The sequence below is a fragment of the Cyclobacterium roseum genome (assembly GCF_010119225.1).
Lineage (GTDB): Bacteria > Bacteroidota > Bacteroidia > Cytophagales > Cyclobacteriaceae > Cyclobacterium > Cyclobacterium roseum.
Map to the genome: position 1 here is coordinate 244,678 of NZ_WNKF01000006.1, position 17,750 is coordinate 262,427.

The 17,750-nt window shown below is 45.4% G+C and carries 20 protein-coding genes; 4 read left to right on the top strand and 16 right to left on the bottom strand.

Annotated features, from left to right (window positions below; all coding sequences use genetic code 11):
* Positions 1–25: 25 nt before the first annotated feature.
* Positions 26–1,078, bottom strand: a complete 1,053-nt coding sequence (locus tag GJQ68_RS11055; protein ID WP_202927917.1) for a sialidase family protein — start codon at positions 1,076–1,078, stop codon at positions 26–28.
* Between the two features lie 262 nt (positions 1,079–1,340).
* Here GJQ68_RS11055 and GJQ68_RS11060 point away from each other — a divergent pair, with 262 nt between their 5' ends.
* Both GJQ68_RS11060 and GJQ68_RS11065 read left to right on the top strand, forming a co-directional pair.
* The gene (locus GJQ68_RS11060) at positions 1,341–2,708 is read left to right on the top strand and encodes a Gfo/Idh/MocA family protein (protein ID WP_162417339.1); all 1,368 of its coding nucleotides are present in this window, start codon (positions 1,341–1,343) and stop codon (positions 2,706–2,708) included.
* A 58-nt stretch (positions 2,709–2,766) separates the two neighbouring features.
* Positions 2,767–3,876, top strand: coding sequence for a hypothetical protein (locus GJQ68_RS11065; protein ID WP_162417340.1), 1,110 nt, complete (start codon positions 2,767–2,769; stop codon positions 3,874–3,876).
* Between the two features lie 54 nt (positions 3,877–3,930).
* On the opposite strand, the gene GJQ68_RS11070 is transcribed toward GJQ68_RS11065, so the two are convergent.
* The 13 genes from GJQ68_RS11070 to GJQ68_RS11130 all read right to left on the bottom strand — a co-directional run bounded on the left by GJQ68_RS11070 (position 3,931) and on the right by GJQ68_RS11130 (position 15,613).
* The gene (locus GJQ68_RS11070) at positions 3,931–5,397 is read right to left on the bottom strand and encodes a Gfo/Idh/MocA family protein (protein ID WP_162417341.1); all 1,467 of its coding nucleotides are present in this window, start codon (positions 5,395–5,397) and stop codon (positions 3,931–3,933) included.
* A gap of 153 nt (positions 5,398–5,550) precedes the next feature.
* Positions 5,551–5,817 (bottom strand): VF530 family protein, encoded by a 267-nt coding sequence (locus tag GJQ68_RS11075; protein WP_162417342.1) that lies wholly within the window; start codon positions 5,815–5,817, stop codon positions 5,551–5,553.
* Between the two features lie 128 nt (positions 5,818–5,945).
* Positions 5,946–6,650: an energy transducer TonB gene (locus tag GJQ68_RS11080; RefSeq protein WP_162417343.1), complete on the bottom strand. Its 705-nt coding sequence runs from the start codon at positions 6,648–6,650 to the stop codon at positions 5,946–5,948.
* A gap of 255 nt (positions 6,651–6,905) precedes the next feature.
* Entirely contained in the window at positions 6,906–7,388 is a 483-nt protein-coding gene (locus GJQ68_RS11085) for a GreA/GreB family elongation factor (protein WP_162417344.1), read from the bottom strand.
* Positions 7,389–7,406: 18 nt separating this feature from the next.
* Entirely contained in the window at positions 7,407–8,696 is a 1,290-nt protein-coding gene (locus tag GJQ68_RS11090; RefSeq protein ID WP_162417345.1) for an aminopeptidase P family protein, read from the bottom strand.
* Between the two features lie 139 nt (positions 8,697–8,835).
* On the bottom strand, positions 8,836–9,387 hold the full coding sequence (locus GJQ68_RS11095) for a hypothetical protein (RefSeq protein ID WP_162417346.1): 552 nt from the start codon (positions 9,385–9,387) through the stop codon (positions 8,836–8,838).
* Positions 9,388–9,564: 177 nt separating this feature from the next.
* Complete coding sequence (locus GJQ68_RS11100; RefSeq protein WP_162417347.1) at positions 9,565–9,828, bottom strand: DUF4235 domain-containing protein; 264 nt, start codon at positions 9,826–9,828, stop codon at positions 9,565–9,567.
* A 163-nt stretch (positions 9,829–9,991) separates the two neighbouring features.
* Positions 9,992–11,140 carry an acyltransferase family protein gene (locus tag GJQ68_RS11105; protein ID WP_162417348.1) on the bottom strand — a complete coding sequence of 383 codons (1,149 nt, stop codon included), beginning with the start codon at positions 11,138–11,140 and terminating at the stop codon, positions 9,992–9,994.
* Positions 11,141–11,148: 8 nt separating this feature from the next.
* On the bottom strand, positions 11,149–11,388 hold the full coding sequence (locus GJQ68_RS11110; protein WP_162417349.1) for a hypothetical protein: 240 nt from the start codon (positions 11,386–11,388) through the stop codon (positions 11,149–11,151).
* A 21-nt stretch (positions 11,389–11,409) separates the two neighbouring features.
* Positions 11,410–12,609, bottom strand: a complete 1,200-nt coding sequence (locus GJQ68_RS11115; RefSeq protein ID WP_162417350.1) for a DUF5009 domain-containing protein — start codon at positions 12,607–12,609, stop codon at positions 11,410–11,412.
* Between the two features lie 9 nt (positions 12,610–12,618).
* Positions 12,619–13,131, bottom strand: a complete 513-nt coding sequence (locus tag GJQ68_RS11120; RefSeq protein WP_162417351.1) for a cupin domain-containing protein — start codon at positions 13,129–13,131, stop codon at positions 12,619–12,621.
* 62 nt (positions 13,132–13,193) lie between these two features.
* On the bottom strand, positions 13,194–14,060 hold the full coding sequence (locus GJQ68_RS11125; protein WP_162417352.1) for an ROK family protein: 867 nt from the start codon (positions 14,058–14,060) through the stop codon (positions 13,194–13,196).
* Positions 14,061–14,062: 2 nt separating this feature from the next.
* Entirely contained in the window at positions 14,063–15,613 is a 1,551-nt protein-coding gene (locus GJQ68_RS11130) for a hypothetical protein (protein WP_162417353.1), read from the bottom strand.
* A gap of 70 nt (positions 15,614–15,683) precedes the next feature.
* Here GJQ68_RS11130 and GJQ68_RS11135 point away from each other — a divergent pair, with 70 nt between their 5' ends.
* Positions 15,684–15,902, top strand: a complete 219-nt coding sequence (locus GJQ68_RS11135; protein WP_162343122.1) for a PspC domain-containing protein — start codon at positions 15,684–15,686, stop codon at positions 15,900–15,902.
* Here the strand turns inward: GJQ68_RS11135 and GJQ68_RS11140 are convergent.
* Together GJQ68_RS11140 and GJQ68_RS11145 are read right to left on the bottom strand one after the other, a co-directional pair.
* Positions 15,899–16,909, bottom strand: coding sequence for a glycosyltransferase family 2 protein (locus tag GJQ68_RS11140; RefSeq protein ID WP_162417354.1), 1,011 nt, complete (start codon positions 16,907–16,909; stop codon positions 15,899–15,901). The two genes, GJQ68_RS11135 and GJQ68_RS11140, sit on opposite strands and share 4 nt — an antisense overlap.
* Positions 16,909–17,241: a YbaB/EbfC family nucleoid-associated protein gene (locus GJQ68_RS11145; RefSeq protein WP_162343124.1), complete on the bottom strand. Its 333-nt coding sequence runs from the start codon at positions 17,239–17,241 to the stop codon at positions 16,909–16,911. Before GJQ68_RS11145 ends, GJQ68_RS11140 begins: the two co-directional genes overlap by 1 nt.
* A gap of 211 nt (positions 17,242–17,452) precedes the next feature.
* On the opposite strand from GJQ68_RS11145, the gene GJQ68_RS11150 reads away from it, so the two are divergent.
* Complete coding sequence (locus tag GJQ68_RS11150; protein ID WP_162417355.1) at positions 17,453–17,746, top strand: hypothetical protein; 294 nt, start codon at positions 17,453–17,455, stop codon at positions 17,744–17,746.
* Positions 17,747–17,750: the final 4 nt, after the last annotated feature.

Sequence of the window (17,750 nt, forward strand, 5' to 3'; positions counted from 1 at the left end):
CAAAAAAAAACAATCGGATTAAACTTCACTCACCTTTAGGTTTACTACTGATGGTTTTTCTATCCCTGGCGATTTCAACCATTTTCTCATCGTAAGCACTGTGCCAAATGGCTTCTTCAGTAAATGTGGCAAGTAAAATCTCCCTGTCTCCGGTCCGGTCCCGATCATACACTATGTGCAGGGTGCCATCCTCCGTCTCTTGCCCATCCGGATAGGAAACACCTGCCCTCTGATCAAGTAATAGTCCTCTGGACCAGGTAAACCCATCGTCGCTCGAAACAAAAGCCATCAGATGAGACCGCCCGGTGCGCACTCTGAGCGGTCCGTGTTTTACGAGTAGCAAATTACCTGAATGAAGTCGCCGTATAAAAAACCGGGCACTGGGATGCGCAAACAAGGAAGGTTGTAATGGAGACCAGGTTTCCCCTTGGTCGGATGAAAAACTTTCACCGATCCCATAATTGGTTCGGATCAATGCCCAAATTGTTCCATCCTCTTTTTCCACAAACATATGCTCATCATACACCCTGTTTTCACGAGGCACCTGAATGGATCCTTTTACCTTCCAGGTTTTTCCCTGATCCCTGGAAACCACCATCCGGGCACTGTGATCCGTTAGCCTCCAGGTCGAGGCAGGCAGAGCCCATTCCCCGTTACTCAGAACCGTCGGCTTACACATCATGATGCCATCTGTCAGCCTCTTTGGATCGGACCAATTAGCTCCCGGTTCGGAACCCCCATCAGAAGTCATAGCCCACACACCTGCCTCGGTTCCATTCATGCCGATGGTTTGGGCCCAAAACACCCATAATTTACCGGTAGGATCCATCCAAACTTCCGGATCAAAGGCCCGAACCGGACCCGCCCCATCCGGATCTACTACCAATACCTCTTCCCAGGTTTCTCCTGCATCTAGGCTTTGGGCCAGGACGACATAATTATTCTCATCTTCTCCCGGGCTTGTTCCGGCATACCAAACCGACCACATTCGTTGCCCGTCCTTACTTACTGCGAGGCTGGGAATGCCCGTAAATTTTCGGTTTTGAAGCTGATGCCCGGGTGCATATTGCTTTTTCATAAGCACTTCGGGAGGATTTAAAAAAGAACGGTCCTCCTGCGCCGTTAATGGGTTGATCAAAAAAGTTCCTAATAATATCGCATTTAAAAGGGCAACAACTGGTTTCATTGTGGGTTTATTCGGTGGTTTGGCGTAAAATACATTAAGATTTTACGCTTTAAAAGAAAATCTACTTAAATGTACCCAATCCAAGCAAAAACCATTTCTCTGAGGGATTATTTTTATATATTGAAGGCTTAATGTGGATAAACCTAAAATTTCAATGAAGCCTTTAAAACTTAACAGAAGAAAATTTATCAAAGGAGGTACCGCACTGATGGCACTAAGCAGCGTTGGGGTGCAGGCCATGCCCTGGTCGGATCGAAAAGTCCCGTACAACGTTGGCCTGATCGGTACCGGCTGGTATGGTAAAAGTGATTTATTCCGGCTGATTCAAGTGGCAGAAGTGGAAGTAATCGCTCTCGCCGATCCTGACCAAAACTTATTGGATGAAGCGGGAAAACTGGTCAGCCAGCGACAAAAGTCAGGCAATACCCCTAAAAAATACACCCATTACCGGCAGATGCTGGAGGAAAACGAGCTGGACATTGTATTGGTAGGAAGCCCTGACCACTGGCATGCGTTGCAGGCCATCGATTCCATACAGGCTGGAGCACATGTGTACCTGCAAAAACCCATCAGCGTGGATGTTATTGAAGGCGAAGCAATCCTTGCTGCTGCCCGTAAACACAATAAAGTAGTTCAGATTGGTACCCAGCGAAGAAGCACCCCTCACCTGGTGGAGGCTAAAAAAAATATTGTAGACAAAGGTTTGTTAGGAAAGGTTTCTCATGCTGAAATGTGCTGCTATTACCACATGCGGGCCAATGGTGATCCGGAGGTACAAGCTGTTCCGGATTTTTTTGATTATGACCTATGGGTAGGTCCGGGACCGATGCGTCCTTTTGACGGTCTTCCTCATCGTCGCTGGTGGCGAACCATGATGGAATACAGCAATGGCATCACTGGTGATATGTGTGTGCACATGTTTGATGCGGTGCGGTGGACCCTGGGTTTGGGATGGCCCAAAAGCGTGTTTGCTACCGGGGGTATTTACGTGCAAAAAGGCGGAAAATCCACCATAGCAGATACCCAGACAGCCACATTCCATTACGATGAACTGGATTGCGTTTGGACTCACCGGTCCTGGGGAACGCCTCAGGATCCCGAATATCCCTGGGCTTACAAGATTTATGGCGATAAGGGTACGCTCAAAGCATCCGTTACCAAATACGAATTCGTTCCCCACGGAGGAGGAGAAGTCATCAAAGGTGATGTCGTGTACGAAAGGGAGGAATACCCCGAAGACCTGAACGAAAAAGACATAGAACTTCATGCAGCCCCGGCCACCAGAGATCATATGCGGGATTTTCTGCGGGCCATTGAACAAGGTGGCAGGCCTGTGGCTGACATAGAAGAAGGGCATATTTCTACCGCCAGTTGTATCATGGCCAACATGTCCATGGCCTTGGGCAGGCCTTTGGTCTACGATCCCGAAAAAAGGATTGTTGTCAATGATGAAGAAGCTACCCGACTACTGAGAAGACCCTACCGGGCTCCTTTTCAGCATCCGGACCCCAATTTTGTTTAAAAAGAATCGGCCTGTTCCCTGTGGACGGGCCTTTCTTTTCCACCTCAATCAAAAACCCATGATACTTCGTACTGCCTTCCCCACATTTACTTCCGCGGTTTGTCTAGCCATCTGTTGTTTGCTATCAGGATTTATTTCCCCTTCCCTCGCGCAAACTAAGGTTGAGATAAAGGGGAAAAAATTCTATATCAACGGTAAGCCCACCTACCCCGACAGAACCTGGAAGGGGAATTCCATTGAGGGTTTGCTAATGAATGCCCGACTGGTGCAGGGGGTTTTTGACGATCTCAACCCGGAAACCGTGGACCTTTGGAAATATCCAGATACAGGGAAATGGGATCCCGATCGGAATACTCGTGAATTTGTGGAAAACATGTCCGATTGGAAAGCGCATGGCATGCTCTCCTTCACCATAAATCTACAAGGTGGCAGCCCGGAGGGCTATAGTCGAAACCAACCCTGGCATAATTCTGCTTTCACAGCATCAGGTGACCTGAGACCTGCCTACATGAGTCGGTTAAAAAAAATCCTGGATGAAGCCGATCGCCTGGAAATGGTGCCCATCTTAGGTCTTTTCTATTTTGGACAGGATCAGCGGCTTCAAGATGAAGAGGCGGTGATCCAGGCCGTGGACAACGTACTCAACTGGTTGCATGCCCGCTCCTACAAGCACGTTGTCATAGAAGTAAATAACGAGTGTAATGTGCGATATACCCACGAAATCCTTCAACCGGAACGGGTTCACGAACTCATACTAAGAGTTAAAGCCAATGAAAAAAACGGGTTCAGGTACTTGGTAAGTACCAGCTATGGCGGAGGTTTCATTCCACTTCCAAACGTGGTAAAAGCGGCAGATTTTATTCTCCTCCACGGGAATGGCGTGTCAGATCCAGACCGTATTGTGGAAATGGTCAATGAGACCAAATCAATCGAAGGATATCGGGACATGCCCATCCTATTCAATGAAGACGATCATTTTGACTTTGACAAAGACTGGAACAACTGCATTGCTGCGGTGTCTTCCTTTGCCTCCTGGGGCTTCTTTGATTTTCGAATGGAAGACGAGGGCTTCGAACAAGGCTACCAAAGTGTTCCTGTGGACTGGGGCATCCGGTCAGAACGAAAAAAAGCATTTTTTAACCTCCTGCGTGAAATTACCGGGTATTAAAAAAACCACCAGCAAAATGGCTGGTGGTTTTTGGGTGTTTTTCAAGTAGGTTTCTTACACTTTGAATCCTTCTCGGTAGTTTCTACCTACAAATTGATTGGCTTCTTCCAAATTGGTGATGCGCATGTTTTCACCATCCCATAACAGCTTCTTGCGACCGAAAAATTCTGCCTGTCCGCGGCTGTTTTCCCGGCGCAACATATAGCTTCTGATAGCCAGGTTACCCATTAATACTGTCTCGGTCATGGGACCTGCGTAATCGAAGGAGGAAGTAAGGCCTTTGTGTTCCGTGCTGTTGAATCCCGCTTTGCAGGCATCTACCCACCTTCTTTGGTGCCCGTATTCAGGCTCCTCGTTTTTCTCAACTTCCGGCCCAAATTCAGTGGTACCGTCATTCAGGTATAGCTTGGGCATAAGTGGGGAACTATCGTTTATATTGGTGGAAATGATCCCTTTTTCTCCAATAATTAATACTCCGTTCGCACTGTTGTTTCCTCCGATATCGTCATCTGCCGGAATGATGTCCGGGTGGGAAGGACGAATACCACCATCGCTCCAGGTCATCTCAATAGGCGATTTGCTTTTAACCGTCTCGTTAAAATGAAGGGTGATAAAGGAAGCAGGCGGGCAACCTTTGGGATAGTAATCGGCAGTCCACATATCGGTATAGATGGAAGCAACACTGCATTCTGCATCGGTGGGGTATTTCAGTCCAAGGGTACGAAAGGGAATATCAATGAGATGACACCCTACATCCCCCAAAGCACCCGTTCCATAATCCCACCAGCCTCTCCAATTAAAGGGGTGCAGGTTGGGAGTGAATGGAATGTATTCCGAAGGACCTAACCAAAGGTCCCAGTGAAGATCGTCCGGTTTTTTGGATGGAGCAGGCTCCGGAAAAGGAATTCCCTGAGGCCAAACGGGACGATTGGTCCAAACCTGCACTTTTGATACTTTTCCAATTTTGTCCTCGTCAATCCAATTTTGAACCATATCGAGCAAGGGATTGGATCCTCCCTGGTTTCCCATTTGGCTTACAATTTTTTTATCTCTTGCCATTTGGGTTAGCATCCTGGCCTCACGGATATTATGGGTCATGGGCTTTTGCACATACACGTGTTTGCCCCGCTCCATGGCATAGGCTGCCGCCGGTCCATGAACATGATCCGGTGTGGAAATGGTAACGGCATCGATGTCTTTTTCCTTATCCAGCATTTCCCGGTAATCACTGTACCGCTTGGCATTAGGGAAATTTTCGACAGACCGGGAAGCAGATCCCGAAAAATCTACATCACAAAGGGCAACGACCCTTTCTCTGCCATTAACTGAGGCATTCTTGATATCGCTGGCACCTTTGCCTCCGGCCCCGATGGCTGCCAAATTCAGCTGATCACTGGGAGCGGTGTACCCTACTCCTCCCAACACATGCCTGGGAACAAAAATAATGGAAGAGGCTATGGCTGCGTTTTTAATAAACGAACGCCTGCCGGGATCCGACATTTCTTTTTTTGGTGAATTCATGGTTTTTTTAAATTGTTAATTGGACAATTAGGTAATGTATCTAAAATTGAGACTGTTTTATACGCTTTGTCTCCTGAGTATACTTTTTTTAACGGTTTCCGGCAATTCATGATGAATGAAATTCCATAGATGGTACCATGTCGGGATGAAATGCTACCACTGCTCTCCCGTATTTTCTGTATCTGACTTTACTGAACGAAGATAAAGTTCCTCCACTTTTGTTCTGGCCCAGGGTGTTTTTCTCAAAAATGTTAAACTGGACTTTACAGACGGATTGTGAGTGAAGCAGCGAATACTAATCCGGTTGCCCAATTCCTCCCAACCGTACTTTTCCTGCAAATATTCTAAGATGTCTACCAGGCGTACGCCATGAAGGGGATTGGAGGGTTGCGATGCCAATTGGTTTTTGTCTGGTTTCATTCTTTTAAAAATACGGATTTCAGGCAGGTTCTCCTAAAAATTTTTCTATAAAAAAAGGGAGGGCAATTCAAGAATCGCCCTCCATTGACTGACCTTCCGGTCAGTTGTACTATCTATTCAAATTTAAATTACCTTATCAAAGCCGGTAGGGTGGGATTTTTTTCAAAATCAAATGTAATCGGAAGTACCGATAGGGAAGCTACTTCCACATTCTCTACCTCTGCCGGTTCCCATTCTCCGGAGGTCGCTTTAATAGCCTTAATGGCCTGCTCCTCCAGATCTTTAAGATAACGCTCAACAGAAGTTTCAATATTGCTGGAAGTCGTAGCAAATGGAATTTCACCGTTTTCATCTACTACAAATTTCACAAATATGGTCCCCTCCATTCCCCAGTTTTTGGCAGTTTCGGGATATTTCAGGTTACTTACAATTTGCGTTCTCAGTGCTTCTTCACCACCTTCAAACGCTGCCTCTTCGTCTACAGAGTAAAAGACACCTACACGGTTGGCCGTACTTTTCATTTTGTTTCGGTTGCTTTTAAGGTCGAAAAGAACGACCTCGAGTTTTTTCCGGTCTATCTCATTATCTACTCCAGTTACCTGTACATCGTGTATTTTTCCATCGTCCATCTTGTAGGAATAGGAAAAAGCAGGATAATTTTTGACGATTTCGTTAATTTGAACCATATAGTCCATATTTCTATCTTGCAACTTTTCCAATTCACTTCCGGATAACCCATCATCCTGGGCGTGTAGGGCCGGAATTTGTGTCAAAAGAATAGAAAATATAAACGATATGGATACTAGTTTTACTGGGTTAATTAAAGGTTTCATAACAAATCACTTTTTTTGTTTGAAAATCGATTCAAAGAAACCAGATCACAGATACGTAGTCTGGCAATGCAGTTCTGATTAAAGGTTGCGAAACCAAGTTGATATTATCTATCATTGAACGTTTCAACGGTTTCTTAGCCAATTAAACTGCTGTCATTTAATTCTGTATAAAAAAGTCCAAGAACTGTTCCATTACAGGGATTGACTTAAAAAAAAAATAAATTTATTTATAAGACTCAATTTTTTATTCGAATTCTATAAAATATCCAGGATTTCAATTTTTCTACCTTTAAAAGTGACTACATCTCCCTTTTTCCTTCCTTTTAGGGCCAGCACTAAGGGAGATGCCACAGAAACACCTTGAATTTCGTTGGTTTGAATAACTAATTTCCCAAAGGAAACAGCTACCCATATCCAGCCCAAATCCAGTAAAACCACGGCTCCTTCTCTGATATCCGACACCGGTTCTAAGGGTATTTGCTGGATTTTTGATTCCCATTGACGGATCGTTTGCAGTTGCTTTTCCAGCAAAGCCCGACTTTGCCGGATAGTTTCTCTACCGGTTTCGTATTTATCACCTGCACTGCTTTTGGTTTCCCCTGTAGAGGCCTCCTGTAACGCTAAAAACTGGGAATTCAGGTCGCTGAGGTTTTCGCGGACGCTACGAAGGGCTTCCTCTTTCAGATGAGCCTTGAAATCGCGAATCGCGGTAGGTGAATTTTCCTTAAAAAATGGCATATCGAAACCTTCTTCAGTTTATGTATTCATAAGGGTTTCGATTTCTTCCGGATCTATGGGTATGGTTTCCATTAAATCGGTATTGCCTCGATCTCCGATGACGATATTATTTTCCAGACGAATGCCAAGATGCTCCTCCAGGATATAAATGCCCGGCTCCACTGTAAAAACCATTCCAGCCTGAATGGGCTCATACATGGTACCTACATCATGTACATCAAGCCCCAGGTGGTGAGAGGTGCCGTGCATAAAGTATTTCTTGTAAGCCGGATTTTCCGGATCCTGATTTTTTATATCGGTTTGGTCGATCAGGCCCAAGTTCACTAATTCGGATTGCATGATCAACCCTACTTCCTTGTGGTAGGCCTGAATGGTTACCCCTGGCCTCAGCAAATTCGTTGCCTCCTGCTGTACCCGAAGTACGGCATCATACACCTGCCGCTGCCGTTTTGTAAAGCGACCGTTTACCGGTAAGGCACGGCTCATATCGGCATTGTAATTTCCGTATTCGGCCCCTACGTCAAACAGGATTACTTCCCCATCCTGGCAAATAGCGTTGTTTTCTATATAATGTAGCACACAGGCATTTCTGCCGGAGGCAATGATCGGTTCGTAAGCAAAACCCCTGCTTCCTGATCTAAGGAATTCGTGAACAAATTCCGCCTCAATTTCATACTCTTTGACACCGGGCTTGACGAACTCCAATACCCTTCTGAATGCCTTCTCAGTAATGGTACAGGCTTTTTGAATCTGAGCAATTTCTTCGGCTTCCTTTAATCCCCGAAAAGCATGCATGATGGGAGAAATCCGGTGGTATTCGTGCAGGGGATGCCTTAATTTGCATTCCTTAATAAACCGGGCATCCCGCGTCTCTACGGTGACATCTGCCCGCAAATGGTCGTTTGTATTCAAAAAAACATGCTTGGTCAAAGCCATCAGCTTATGGAAAACAGCCTCAAATTCGGTTGTCCATTTTACGGTACCAATACCCGAAAGGGAGGATGCCACCGATTTCGTAAACTTATTGCCTTCCCAAATAGCAATATGCTCACTGGTTGGTTTAATAAAGAGGATTTCCCGCAGGGAAGGATCTGGGAAATCCGGACAAATGACCAAAATGGTCTCTTCCTGATCGATCCCACAAAGGTACAGCAGGTCATTGTTTTGCCTGAATTTCATCGTTCCATCCGCATTCGTAGGCAGGATGTCATTGGAATGAAACACTGCAATCGACCTGGAGGGAAGCTTATGGACAATTTTTTTTCGGTTCTTTTTATATAAGGTGGCGGGTGCCGGTTGGTATCTCATACTAAATGTTGGTTTATGCAAAGGTAAAAAATATACCCGCCTGTCGCATTCTATTTCTGCGGTATTTATGCGGAAACATTTATAGCAGTAACCAAACGAAATGACTGAATTTGCAGCGACCAAGCGTTCGAAGTTAGCTTTACTTCGGATCCACTCCAAAAAGATTGAAAACATCACGGGAGCCTTCCAGGGTAACCGCATACTCTCCGGGTGGCAATGGATCTAATTCCAATAAATAGGATGATTCCCGGTATTTTGATCCGGTAAAAGGAATAAAATCGATATCCGCAGCGGTGGTTTTATTAAAATTAACAGTCCCGGTGGTGATCATCCGGCGGTTTTTATCCGGATCGGCCTCTAGCAAAAAAACATTGATAATTTCGACCGGATCCCGGCTATTTCCATCGGCCTTGACCAGTAACCTGACTTTGTCAACTTCACTAATCCTGACCGGACTGTTGGCCCCATCCACCAGATTCATCCCCCGGGCTTTTGCCACTCCAAACAGAGCGGCTCCGAGGCTGGCTTTGGATCCGGAAGAAGCTTTTTGCTTTTCCAGCGGTTCTGCCAGTTGGTCATTTCTTATCAGAAGCACAATACCGGAAAATTCGGGCTCGTAGACCTGAATCTGACGGGCTAACAACGGGAAGATACTACCCGATAGGAGAAGAATAGCCAACAGCGTTTTCATAAGGCATATCAGAGTTAAAAGAGGATGCATTCAAATCAAGACTGATTCTAATTCAGCAATTCCCTCTTGCTCACCTTATGAATACCCATCCGAAAAGAAGTAATTACCTGAATTACAGTTAATAATACAACTTTTTTTTGATTATCCCCAGTTCTTCCACTCCTTTTTTATGAGAGATTAGCTTTCTGAAAGCTGGTCGGCTCCTGCTGAGAAGGTCCAGTCCAGGAGTACTTTCGATACGCTTACCAGAATTCCCGTGGCAACCGTCCAGACCAAAACCTCCTTCATGGAGTTTTCCTCACTGTAAGGACTGGTAGGTGGCGTCTTCCCGGTGGATTTTTCCCAGGATTTTTCCAATAACTTTCGGGTAAGAAAACCGCCGGCTATGGTCAACCCGGATATGGCAATGGATTGGATTAAGGATTTATCTTTCTTTTTCATGTCTAAAATGGGTATCAACTTACCTGATATTCAGAGTAAAAATCATGCCACTTTATCTCACACCCAGGTAACTATCTCACATAACTGGTGGAAAATGGATGAAACTGTTTTTTTGTTACAAATCAGTTGATGAAAGATAACGATGATAATTAACGTAGGAAGGCTATACCTTAATGTACCATTTCCGCTTATCCATCACCCAGCCCACCAGCCAAATAAGGAGCATAAAGGAGATCGCAAATGTTAAACTTGCCATTTTGGGAGGCAAAAAAGAAGAATAAAACTGCTCGTAGATCCAGGTTTTAAGGGAAAGGTGTCCCACGGGAACCATCAACATGAGCCGGACCAGTACCCCGGACAGGACGTAAAGGATCAGCGGGTTTTTGCCAAAAACCTCGAAGAAATAGGCCCAGCCCTTCAGCTTTTTAAGTTCAAGTACAAAAACAAGCACCCCCAACAGGGCGGTAACATAACCCACCGAAACCAAAACAAAAGAACTGCTCCATATTTTTTTATTGATTGGAAAAAAAATATCCCAAACATACCCTAACACCAAGAAGGCCAGGGCAATAATAAATAAACTACGTACGGTTTTACTATTTCCAGCATTTTTCCGAATATAGCTACCCACTCCGTATCCAGCCAGGACATTTACCATGGCAGGTAAGGTACTTAACAAACCCTCCGGATCAAAAGGAATCCCCTCGCCTCTGTAGAGGTTACCGGCACCTATCAACCAAAGGTCCAGCCTTCTGGCAGCATTGCCCTCGAGGGAGTAGGGATCCGGACCCTGATCGCCAAAAAAGTACATGATTCCCCAATATATCAGTAACAGTGAAGCTCCAATTCCCATACAAACCCTGAGTTTGAAAAAATAGACCAAGGTGGCCGCTAATCCGTAACAAAGCGCAATCCGCTGCAATACACCCATGATCCGGATCTTACTGAAATCGAAGGGAACCAGCCCCGAGTCGGCTATCCGGAAAAATGGAAAAGCGGTTAGCAACAGGCCAATCAAAAAAATGATCAAGGTTCTTTTGATGACTTTCTGAAAATAAACCTGGGCACCCCTTTCTTTTAACTTTATCAGGCTGAAGGCCATGGCATTCCCCACTACAAATAGAAAGGAGGGAAAAACTAAATCGGTGATGGTAATCCCGTGCCAGGGGGCATGTAAAAAAGGGGAAAAATTAGTACTCCAGCTACCCGGAGTATTCACAATGATCATCAGCGCCACGGTTAGTCCGCGCAACACATCCAGCGATTGATACCTGGATCCACTAGTTAAGAGTGTATTTGTACTTACCACCATTCGTAAATTTAAGAGCCGGATAGGTTATTTATTTTTTCAAACATCCGATCAAAGGTTACCCAGTGCTGTTGCTGATCCATAAAATCCACAAAGCTGTCCACCTTTCCTTTTTGAGGAGCAGCAATAGCCAAACCTTTTACCGGCAAGACACCCGTATTTTCCTGTTGGGAAATAATCGGGCCGGAAAGAAAGACCTGCAGCCACATCACGTAAGCAGCGACACCAAATTTACCAATCGAATGGCCCATATTTTTGAATTTTGACCTAAACTAAATTTTTAAACGCAACTTTCTTTTTTCTAGCAATCCCGTGATTTGAATGATGATCCAGGCATATAGCAGTGACTTGAGAATACCCGGCAAACCTGTTCTGAGTGCCAGCGGTAATACGATCCCCGTGATTGAAAGCAGCCCGTAATGAATATAAGGCAACAAGTAGCATGTCAGGGTACTGGTACCCGCCGGCCGAATCCCATCAAACCAATGCTTCTTGTTATTTACCTCTACCAGAATAATCAGCAAGCCAAATGTAAGGATGCTGATGCCGATACAGATAAACACCCAGGAAGGAGATGACCCTATCTTATGAATGCCCCACAAAGGCCGGCTAACAAAACCGATGGCCAGGAAAGCCACCGCCATGCCTATTAGAATCCGCCAAAAGTGTAAAGTAAGTCCTTTTTGGAACCAGGATCGGTAAAAGCCAGTGACTAAAATACCAGCCAAGGCAAAAGAGGGGGTTGCCCCGTCATCAATAAGCCAAAAATAGGGCTTTATCTCCTGTAAGAACGCCAACATCCCCAGTTTAGACAAGGCACTGAAGGCCATGAAGGCCAAAAAAACCAGCCCTACCCAAAGCTGTTTTCCGTTTACCGCTATAAACACAAGAGACGCGATCAGATAAGCCCATCCGATTAATCCCAGTATTCCCCACCAATAAAAACCCATCCAAACCGGAGCAGCCAGGTCTCCACCCTGGTATACCGCCGCCAAAAAAACTAGCAGTCCCCATCCCAGTATTTTTCCGATCCATTTTATTTGCTTCTTTTCCGGATCTTTTGGATAGTCCAGCCAAATTAGAAAAAATGAAAGGGTTAACAGTATTTGCCATACCGCCTTTGGCAAAAGGGCCGCTTCGGGCTGGTAGGTCTCCAGATTCACATGAAATACCCCCATGATTAGAAGTGCCAGTGAACGGCTGAGGACATGCATCAGGATCCGGGTATTTTTTTCACCCCTTTTCCAGCGATTGCCGATGGCCAAAGGAATGGATAAGCCTACAATAAATAGAAAAGCAGGAAATACCACATCCGACAAGCCCATTCCATCCACCTTAGCCGGGGCGTGTTTCAGCCATTCGGGCACTCCCTCCAGGGTCCATAAGTCATTGACAAAAATCATCAACATCATCGTGAGTGCCCGAAAAACATCGATGGCATGATTTCGGGTTTGGCCAGATTGCAGTTTCATCAAAGGGGACTATTTTCTCGCGAAATCATCCTGAACCCGCACGATATCGCTTTCATCCGAGGGGTTTTCCGGATCGGTATGCATCCATATTTCCGCCACCACGGCCCAATTCCCCAAACCCAACAGCCGGTGTCTTTCTCCTTGCCGCAGACGAACCACCTCGCCAATTGCCAGCGTTTTCAGAGCGCCTTCCTGATCGGTATCGCTGGTGATAACACCTCCCTCGCCAGCGATTAATTTCCAGATTTCAGCCCGCCGATGATGGTATTGCCAGGAAAGACGCTTTTCCGGACCAGCCAATAAAATTTTCGGACTCAATTTATGTTTCATTTGGGCATCCGTAAGCTCAATTTCGGAAAAAAATTGCTCCCTGAATTGTTTTATCTGGCGCTCATCAATCACAAAAAAACCTCCCCAGGGGCGGTTTTCGTCCTTGCTTACAATTTGATAGCCGGAACTATCCAGCCATTCACTCACCTTCTTAAAAATGGCAGTTTTAGTTAACTCTTTTTCTACGATCATTTTAAATTATGGTTAAATAAAAAACAAAATATATCGATTATGTATTAATTACACACAACATACTACTTTTTTTTACCCTGTTCGTGATGAATACTGGCAGCACCTATCATCGCAGCCTTTTCTCCCAACCTGCTGATTCGAATTTCCACCTGGATATTTCTTTCTTCCAGAAGCTTATTTACCAGGGGAAGAAAATGATCCGCCGCTTTCATAATATTGCCGCCTAATACTATCCCCTCAATTTTCCGAATTTTCGTCTGCATGTGGATCAATTCGGCCAGATTTCGGCCAAATACGGCAAGCATTTCAAGCGTGGCCTCCCGGGTTTCCGAGGAATCCAACAAAGGCTTCAAACCGGTTTCAGTTTTGCCGAACCTTTCTTTTGCCCAGTTTTTAAAAAAGGCAGTGCTCAGGTAGTCTTCGGCAATGCCCTCTTTGAAAGGAATCGACCATACCGCTCCGTCTTCGGCCAGCGCCCCGGATTTGAAAGCCCCACCAAGGCCGGTCCCAAAGGTCAGCCCCATCAAGTGCTGCTGTTTATCCCATCCTCCTGCTACGGCCTCTCCTTGAAGAAAGGCCGCTGCATCGTTTAAAAAAAATATATTCTTATCAGGAATCCCCAGCCTGTCTGAAAGTTCCGATTTTACATTCACCTGGTAAAGCGCCAGGTATTTTCCCTGTTCTACCATGAGCGAAATACCGTTTTCGTAATCAAATGGAGCCGGCATGGCGATGCCCAAACGGCTATCCGAGGACAGCCCAAGAGCTTTTATGCAATCGGCCCAAAGGTCCAAAATTTCTTCCTTGCTTCCCAACGAATTTACCGGCATCCGGACTTCGCTACCCGGAGCAATGTCTTTTCCATCTGCCGTAATAATTCCTGCGGAAATATGCGAGCCCCCAATATCTACTCCAATCAAATAACCCATACTTACTCCGATTTAGCTGTACGAAGGATTTCCTTAAACCCTTCTCTGTCGTGATACATAAAAAATTCCCGGTCGGTAGCCGCACGGCTTTTCAGAAAATCATTTCTGGATACGGCCTTTTTTAGGTTTTCGTATAGTTTCGTTTCCTCGCCATTTCTGGCCGCCACCAGTGCCAGTCCATAAAAAGGATACCCGTTTGACATATTCTGGATGGCACTTTCCTCAAACTTTAGGGTAGCATTGTAATAATCTTTGGCCAGGACATTGGCGAGCCCCTGATTGAAAAGATTGATCGGGTCGGCATCCGCATTATTTAGGTGTATGGCTGCCAGCCGGTAATCCCCATTAAAAATGGATACTGCGCCCAGGGCCGCTTCATAGACCTCCCTCAGTTCATCGGAGCGGGTAAGGGCAAGTGCTCTGTAAAAATTATTATAGGCACTGAATTTATCCCCCCAAAGCCAGAATACCAGGCCAAGGTTATAAACGGCGACGGGGTTTTCGTAAACGGCATTGGATCGGTTAAGGGCAAAAAGCGCATTTTCCAGCAATTGGTTTTTTTTCCGAACCGCCAGGGTTCGGTGTGCCTGATTGAGAAAAACCATTCCCAAATTACTATAAACCCAGGCACTGGGATATACCTCCTCCATGGCTAGCAACAGTTGTTCCTGCTCTTTCCATCCCGGCTCCCGGGCGACCGCTTCCGCCAATTCCCTTTCACTCAGGGTATCGGCGGGTACCGTGCCTTGCCGGATATTTCTCGCCAAAATGGAAAGTTGCATCCCCGAAATGTCGGGTTCTTTTGCGGCTTGTCGCCGGACATCTCGTTCAAATCGGGTAAAAACAGCACGATTAATTTCCGAATAGTGGGGTATCCCGGTCATTTTCCATTTTTTATAACTCCAATCCCCCGGGCCTTTTAGCACGTCCAGAAACGGTGATTTGCTTGAAAACGGCAGGTTGCTGTATCCGGAAAGCCTGTCTTCCAGCTCCTGCCAGCCGTTGCTTCCCATTCCGGTCATTTCCAGAGAGTCGGGGGAAAGCCAAATCCCTAAAACCGGAATATCATCCTGCCCCCTGTATTGACCAATCTGGGCCAGGGAAGCCGTAGTAATTATCCCTCTGGACAACAATTCCTCGGAACTTCCCACCGGAAGGTTTTTCCTGCCTTGGCCAAATTCCGCCACAACATACAAGGCGCCTTTTTCCATCCCCTCTTTAAAACGCATGCTAAAGGAACCCTGCAACTCCACCGGCTCATAGGGATCCAGGGTATCGCCACGTACCTCTAACTTCTTTTCGAAGCGAAGGATTTCATTGCCATATACGAATTTAGGACGCAGGGAATAGGTCTCGTTCCGGGAGATTATGGCATTTGGAAGTAGGACGTTAATCGAAAAACGAACCGAATCACCCAATCGGGTCAAAACCTGGGGCTCCATAAAAACTTTTTGGTTTTCGGCTTTTTTTATAACTTGCCCGCTGTTACAGGAATTAAAAAACATAGCAGCTAATACACCGATAACAGCATATATTTTTTTTTCAATAATCATAGGGTAATCCGGTTAATATCAGTAAGTTGTTCTTTCAAAGGTTTCCCGCAAATTTAAACAGGCTAATAGGATGGAAAAGGTTAAATTATTCTTCCAGGAAAGCGCCTTCGGCGTTTGTTCAAAATTAGGAGAAAAACTTCATTTCCCAATTGACAGCATCCGGTTGTTTTTTATTTACAGCTCCTTTATCACGCTGGGCTCTCCAATCATCGTATACGTGAGCCTGGCCATGTTAATGAAACTAAGAACTTATTTCAGAAGGATGAACAATCCCATCCTTTTTGATTAATCAAGGGCTGTGAATTTTCGTTTCCCTAATAAGTAATAGTGAAAAATAATGGAGAAAACGGGCGGCGTTTTTTCTGAACGCACGTTCTCTGCCCGGATCAGACTTCCGGGTGCTTTTTTCTTTTTTTGATACCAAAAGTCACGATAGGCCCTCACTACTGCCTTGCCATGTGCAGGGCCACTACCAAACCAAAGATGTATCGCCGCAGCCGCATCTAAAAAAACCCGTAAAAGGAAAACGCGCCAAAAACCGAGGACGGTCAGGTTTGCATACAGCATGAAAAGGCTATTCCGGAAATTCAGGTACGTTTTAAATGGATTAGTTTGCGCCAATGTCCCTCCTCCCAGGTGGTAAACGGTGGCTTCCCTGCAATGGTGAATTTTAAATCCGGAATTCCGCCATCGCCAGCAAAGTTCAATTTCTTCCATGTGCGAAAAATAGGCCGGATTGAAGCCTCCGAAATCGTGAAACAATGCTGCCCGAACGCAAAAACAGGCCCCGGAGGCCCAATCTATTTGCAGGGATTGGTCGTATTGCCCGCTATCCTTTTCCAGACTATGCAAAATCCTTCCCCGGCAATAGGGATAGCCCAGGGAGTCCAGGTAGCCTCCCGCTCCGCCCGCATAGTCAAAGTAACCTTTCTGCCTAAGCGAAAGAACCTTGGGCTGGCAGGCCGCAACTCCGGGCTTACCCTCCATGTAACGCACTAGTGCCAGGTCCCAGTCTTGTTGGACCTCCACATCCGAATTTAGCAACAAGTAATATTCGTATTGACCACAAATGGATGCCAATCCCAGGTTGTAGCCTTTGCTGTACCCGTGATTATTACCCAGTAGCACCAGTTTTATATCCGGAAAATGGGCGGACAGGTAATCAATGGATCCATCGGTACTGCCATTATCTACTACTATTATTTCATAGGAAGAGTGATGAACTACCTGGGAAAGGTACTTTTTGAACATGCCTTTCCCATTAAAATTCAAAATGACAATTGCGGCTGTTTTCATCAAACCATGTTACCAAAATCCATTCCTGGAATGTTGGGCATCATTCCAGCGGTAGCCGAGCTCATTTTCTCCTTTATTTTCTGATCAATGTTTTCCAATGCTTTATTGGTGGCCGCCACGATCAGGTCTTTCATCATATCATGATCCTTCTCATTTACCAGGGATTTGTCTATCTCCATATCCAGCACTTTTCGATGCCCGTTGACCACCACTTTTACCATGCCCGCTCCAGCTTCTCCTTCTGCTTTTAGATGAACGAGTTCTGCCTGGGTTTCCTTTATTTTCGCCTGGGCCTCTTTTACTTTATTCATCATGTTCATGAAATCCATCATACGTTCTTCTTTTAATAATTTTACAAATATAATGGATAATCTAACGAAGCTCCCTTTCCTAAGTTGATACTTCTCTCAAAAATGGGTCAGTTGTCCGGGGCTAAACCCTGAAGCAAATTCGAAAAAAGTTTTCCAAAAATAAAACCTCATGCGAATCGTTTCCGTTTTTAAAACAACTAACTCCCATTGTTTGAGCTAATTACATACCAACATGACAACACTCGAAAAAGAAATGGTAACCATCCAAAAAGAAAAGGTTCCCACCCTGCTTTTTTCTCAAAGAGAGGTGGTGACCGATCCCGAAGCCAAGAAATTACGGTTACTTGAATTGCAAAAGTCACAAATTCTAGGCAATATTTCCCATGCGAAAGTCTGGATTTATTTCGAAACGGCCGAGGGGCAGACCTATCGGATAAATACTACCATATGGGCAGTAGGAGAAAAGTTCATCTCGCTGAAAGGGGGTATCACCATCCCCATTTCGTCCATTTTCAAAATTGATTAAGCTG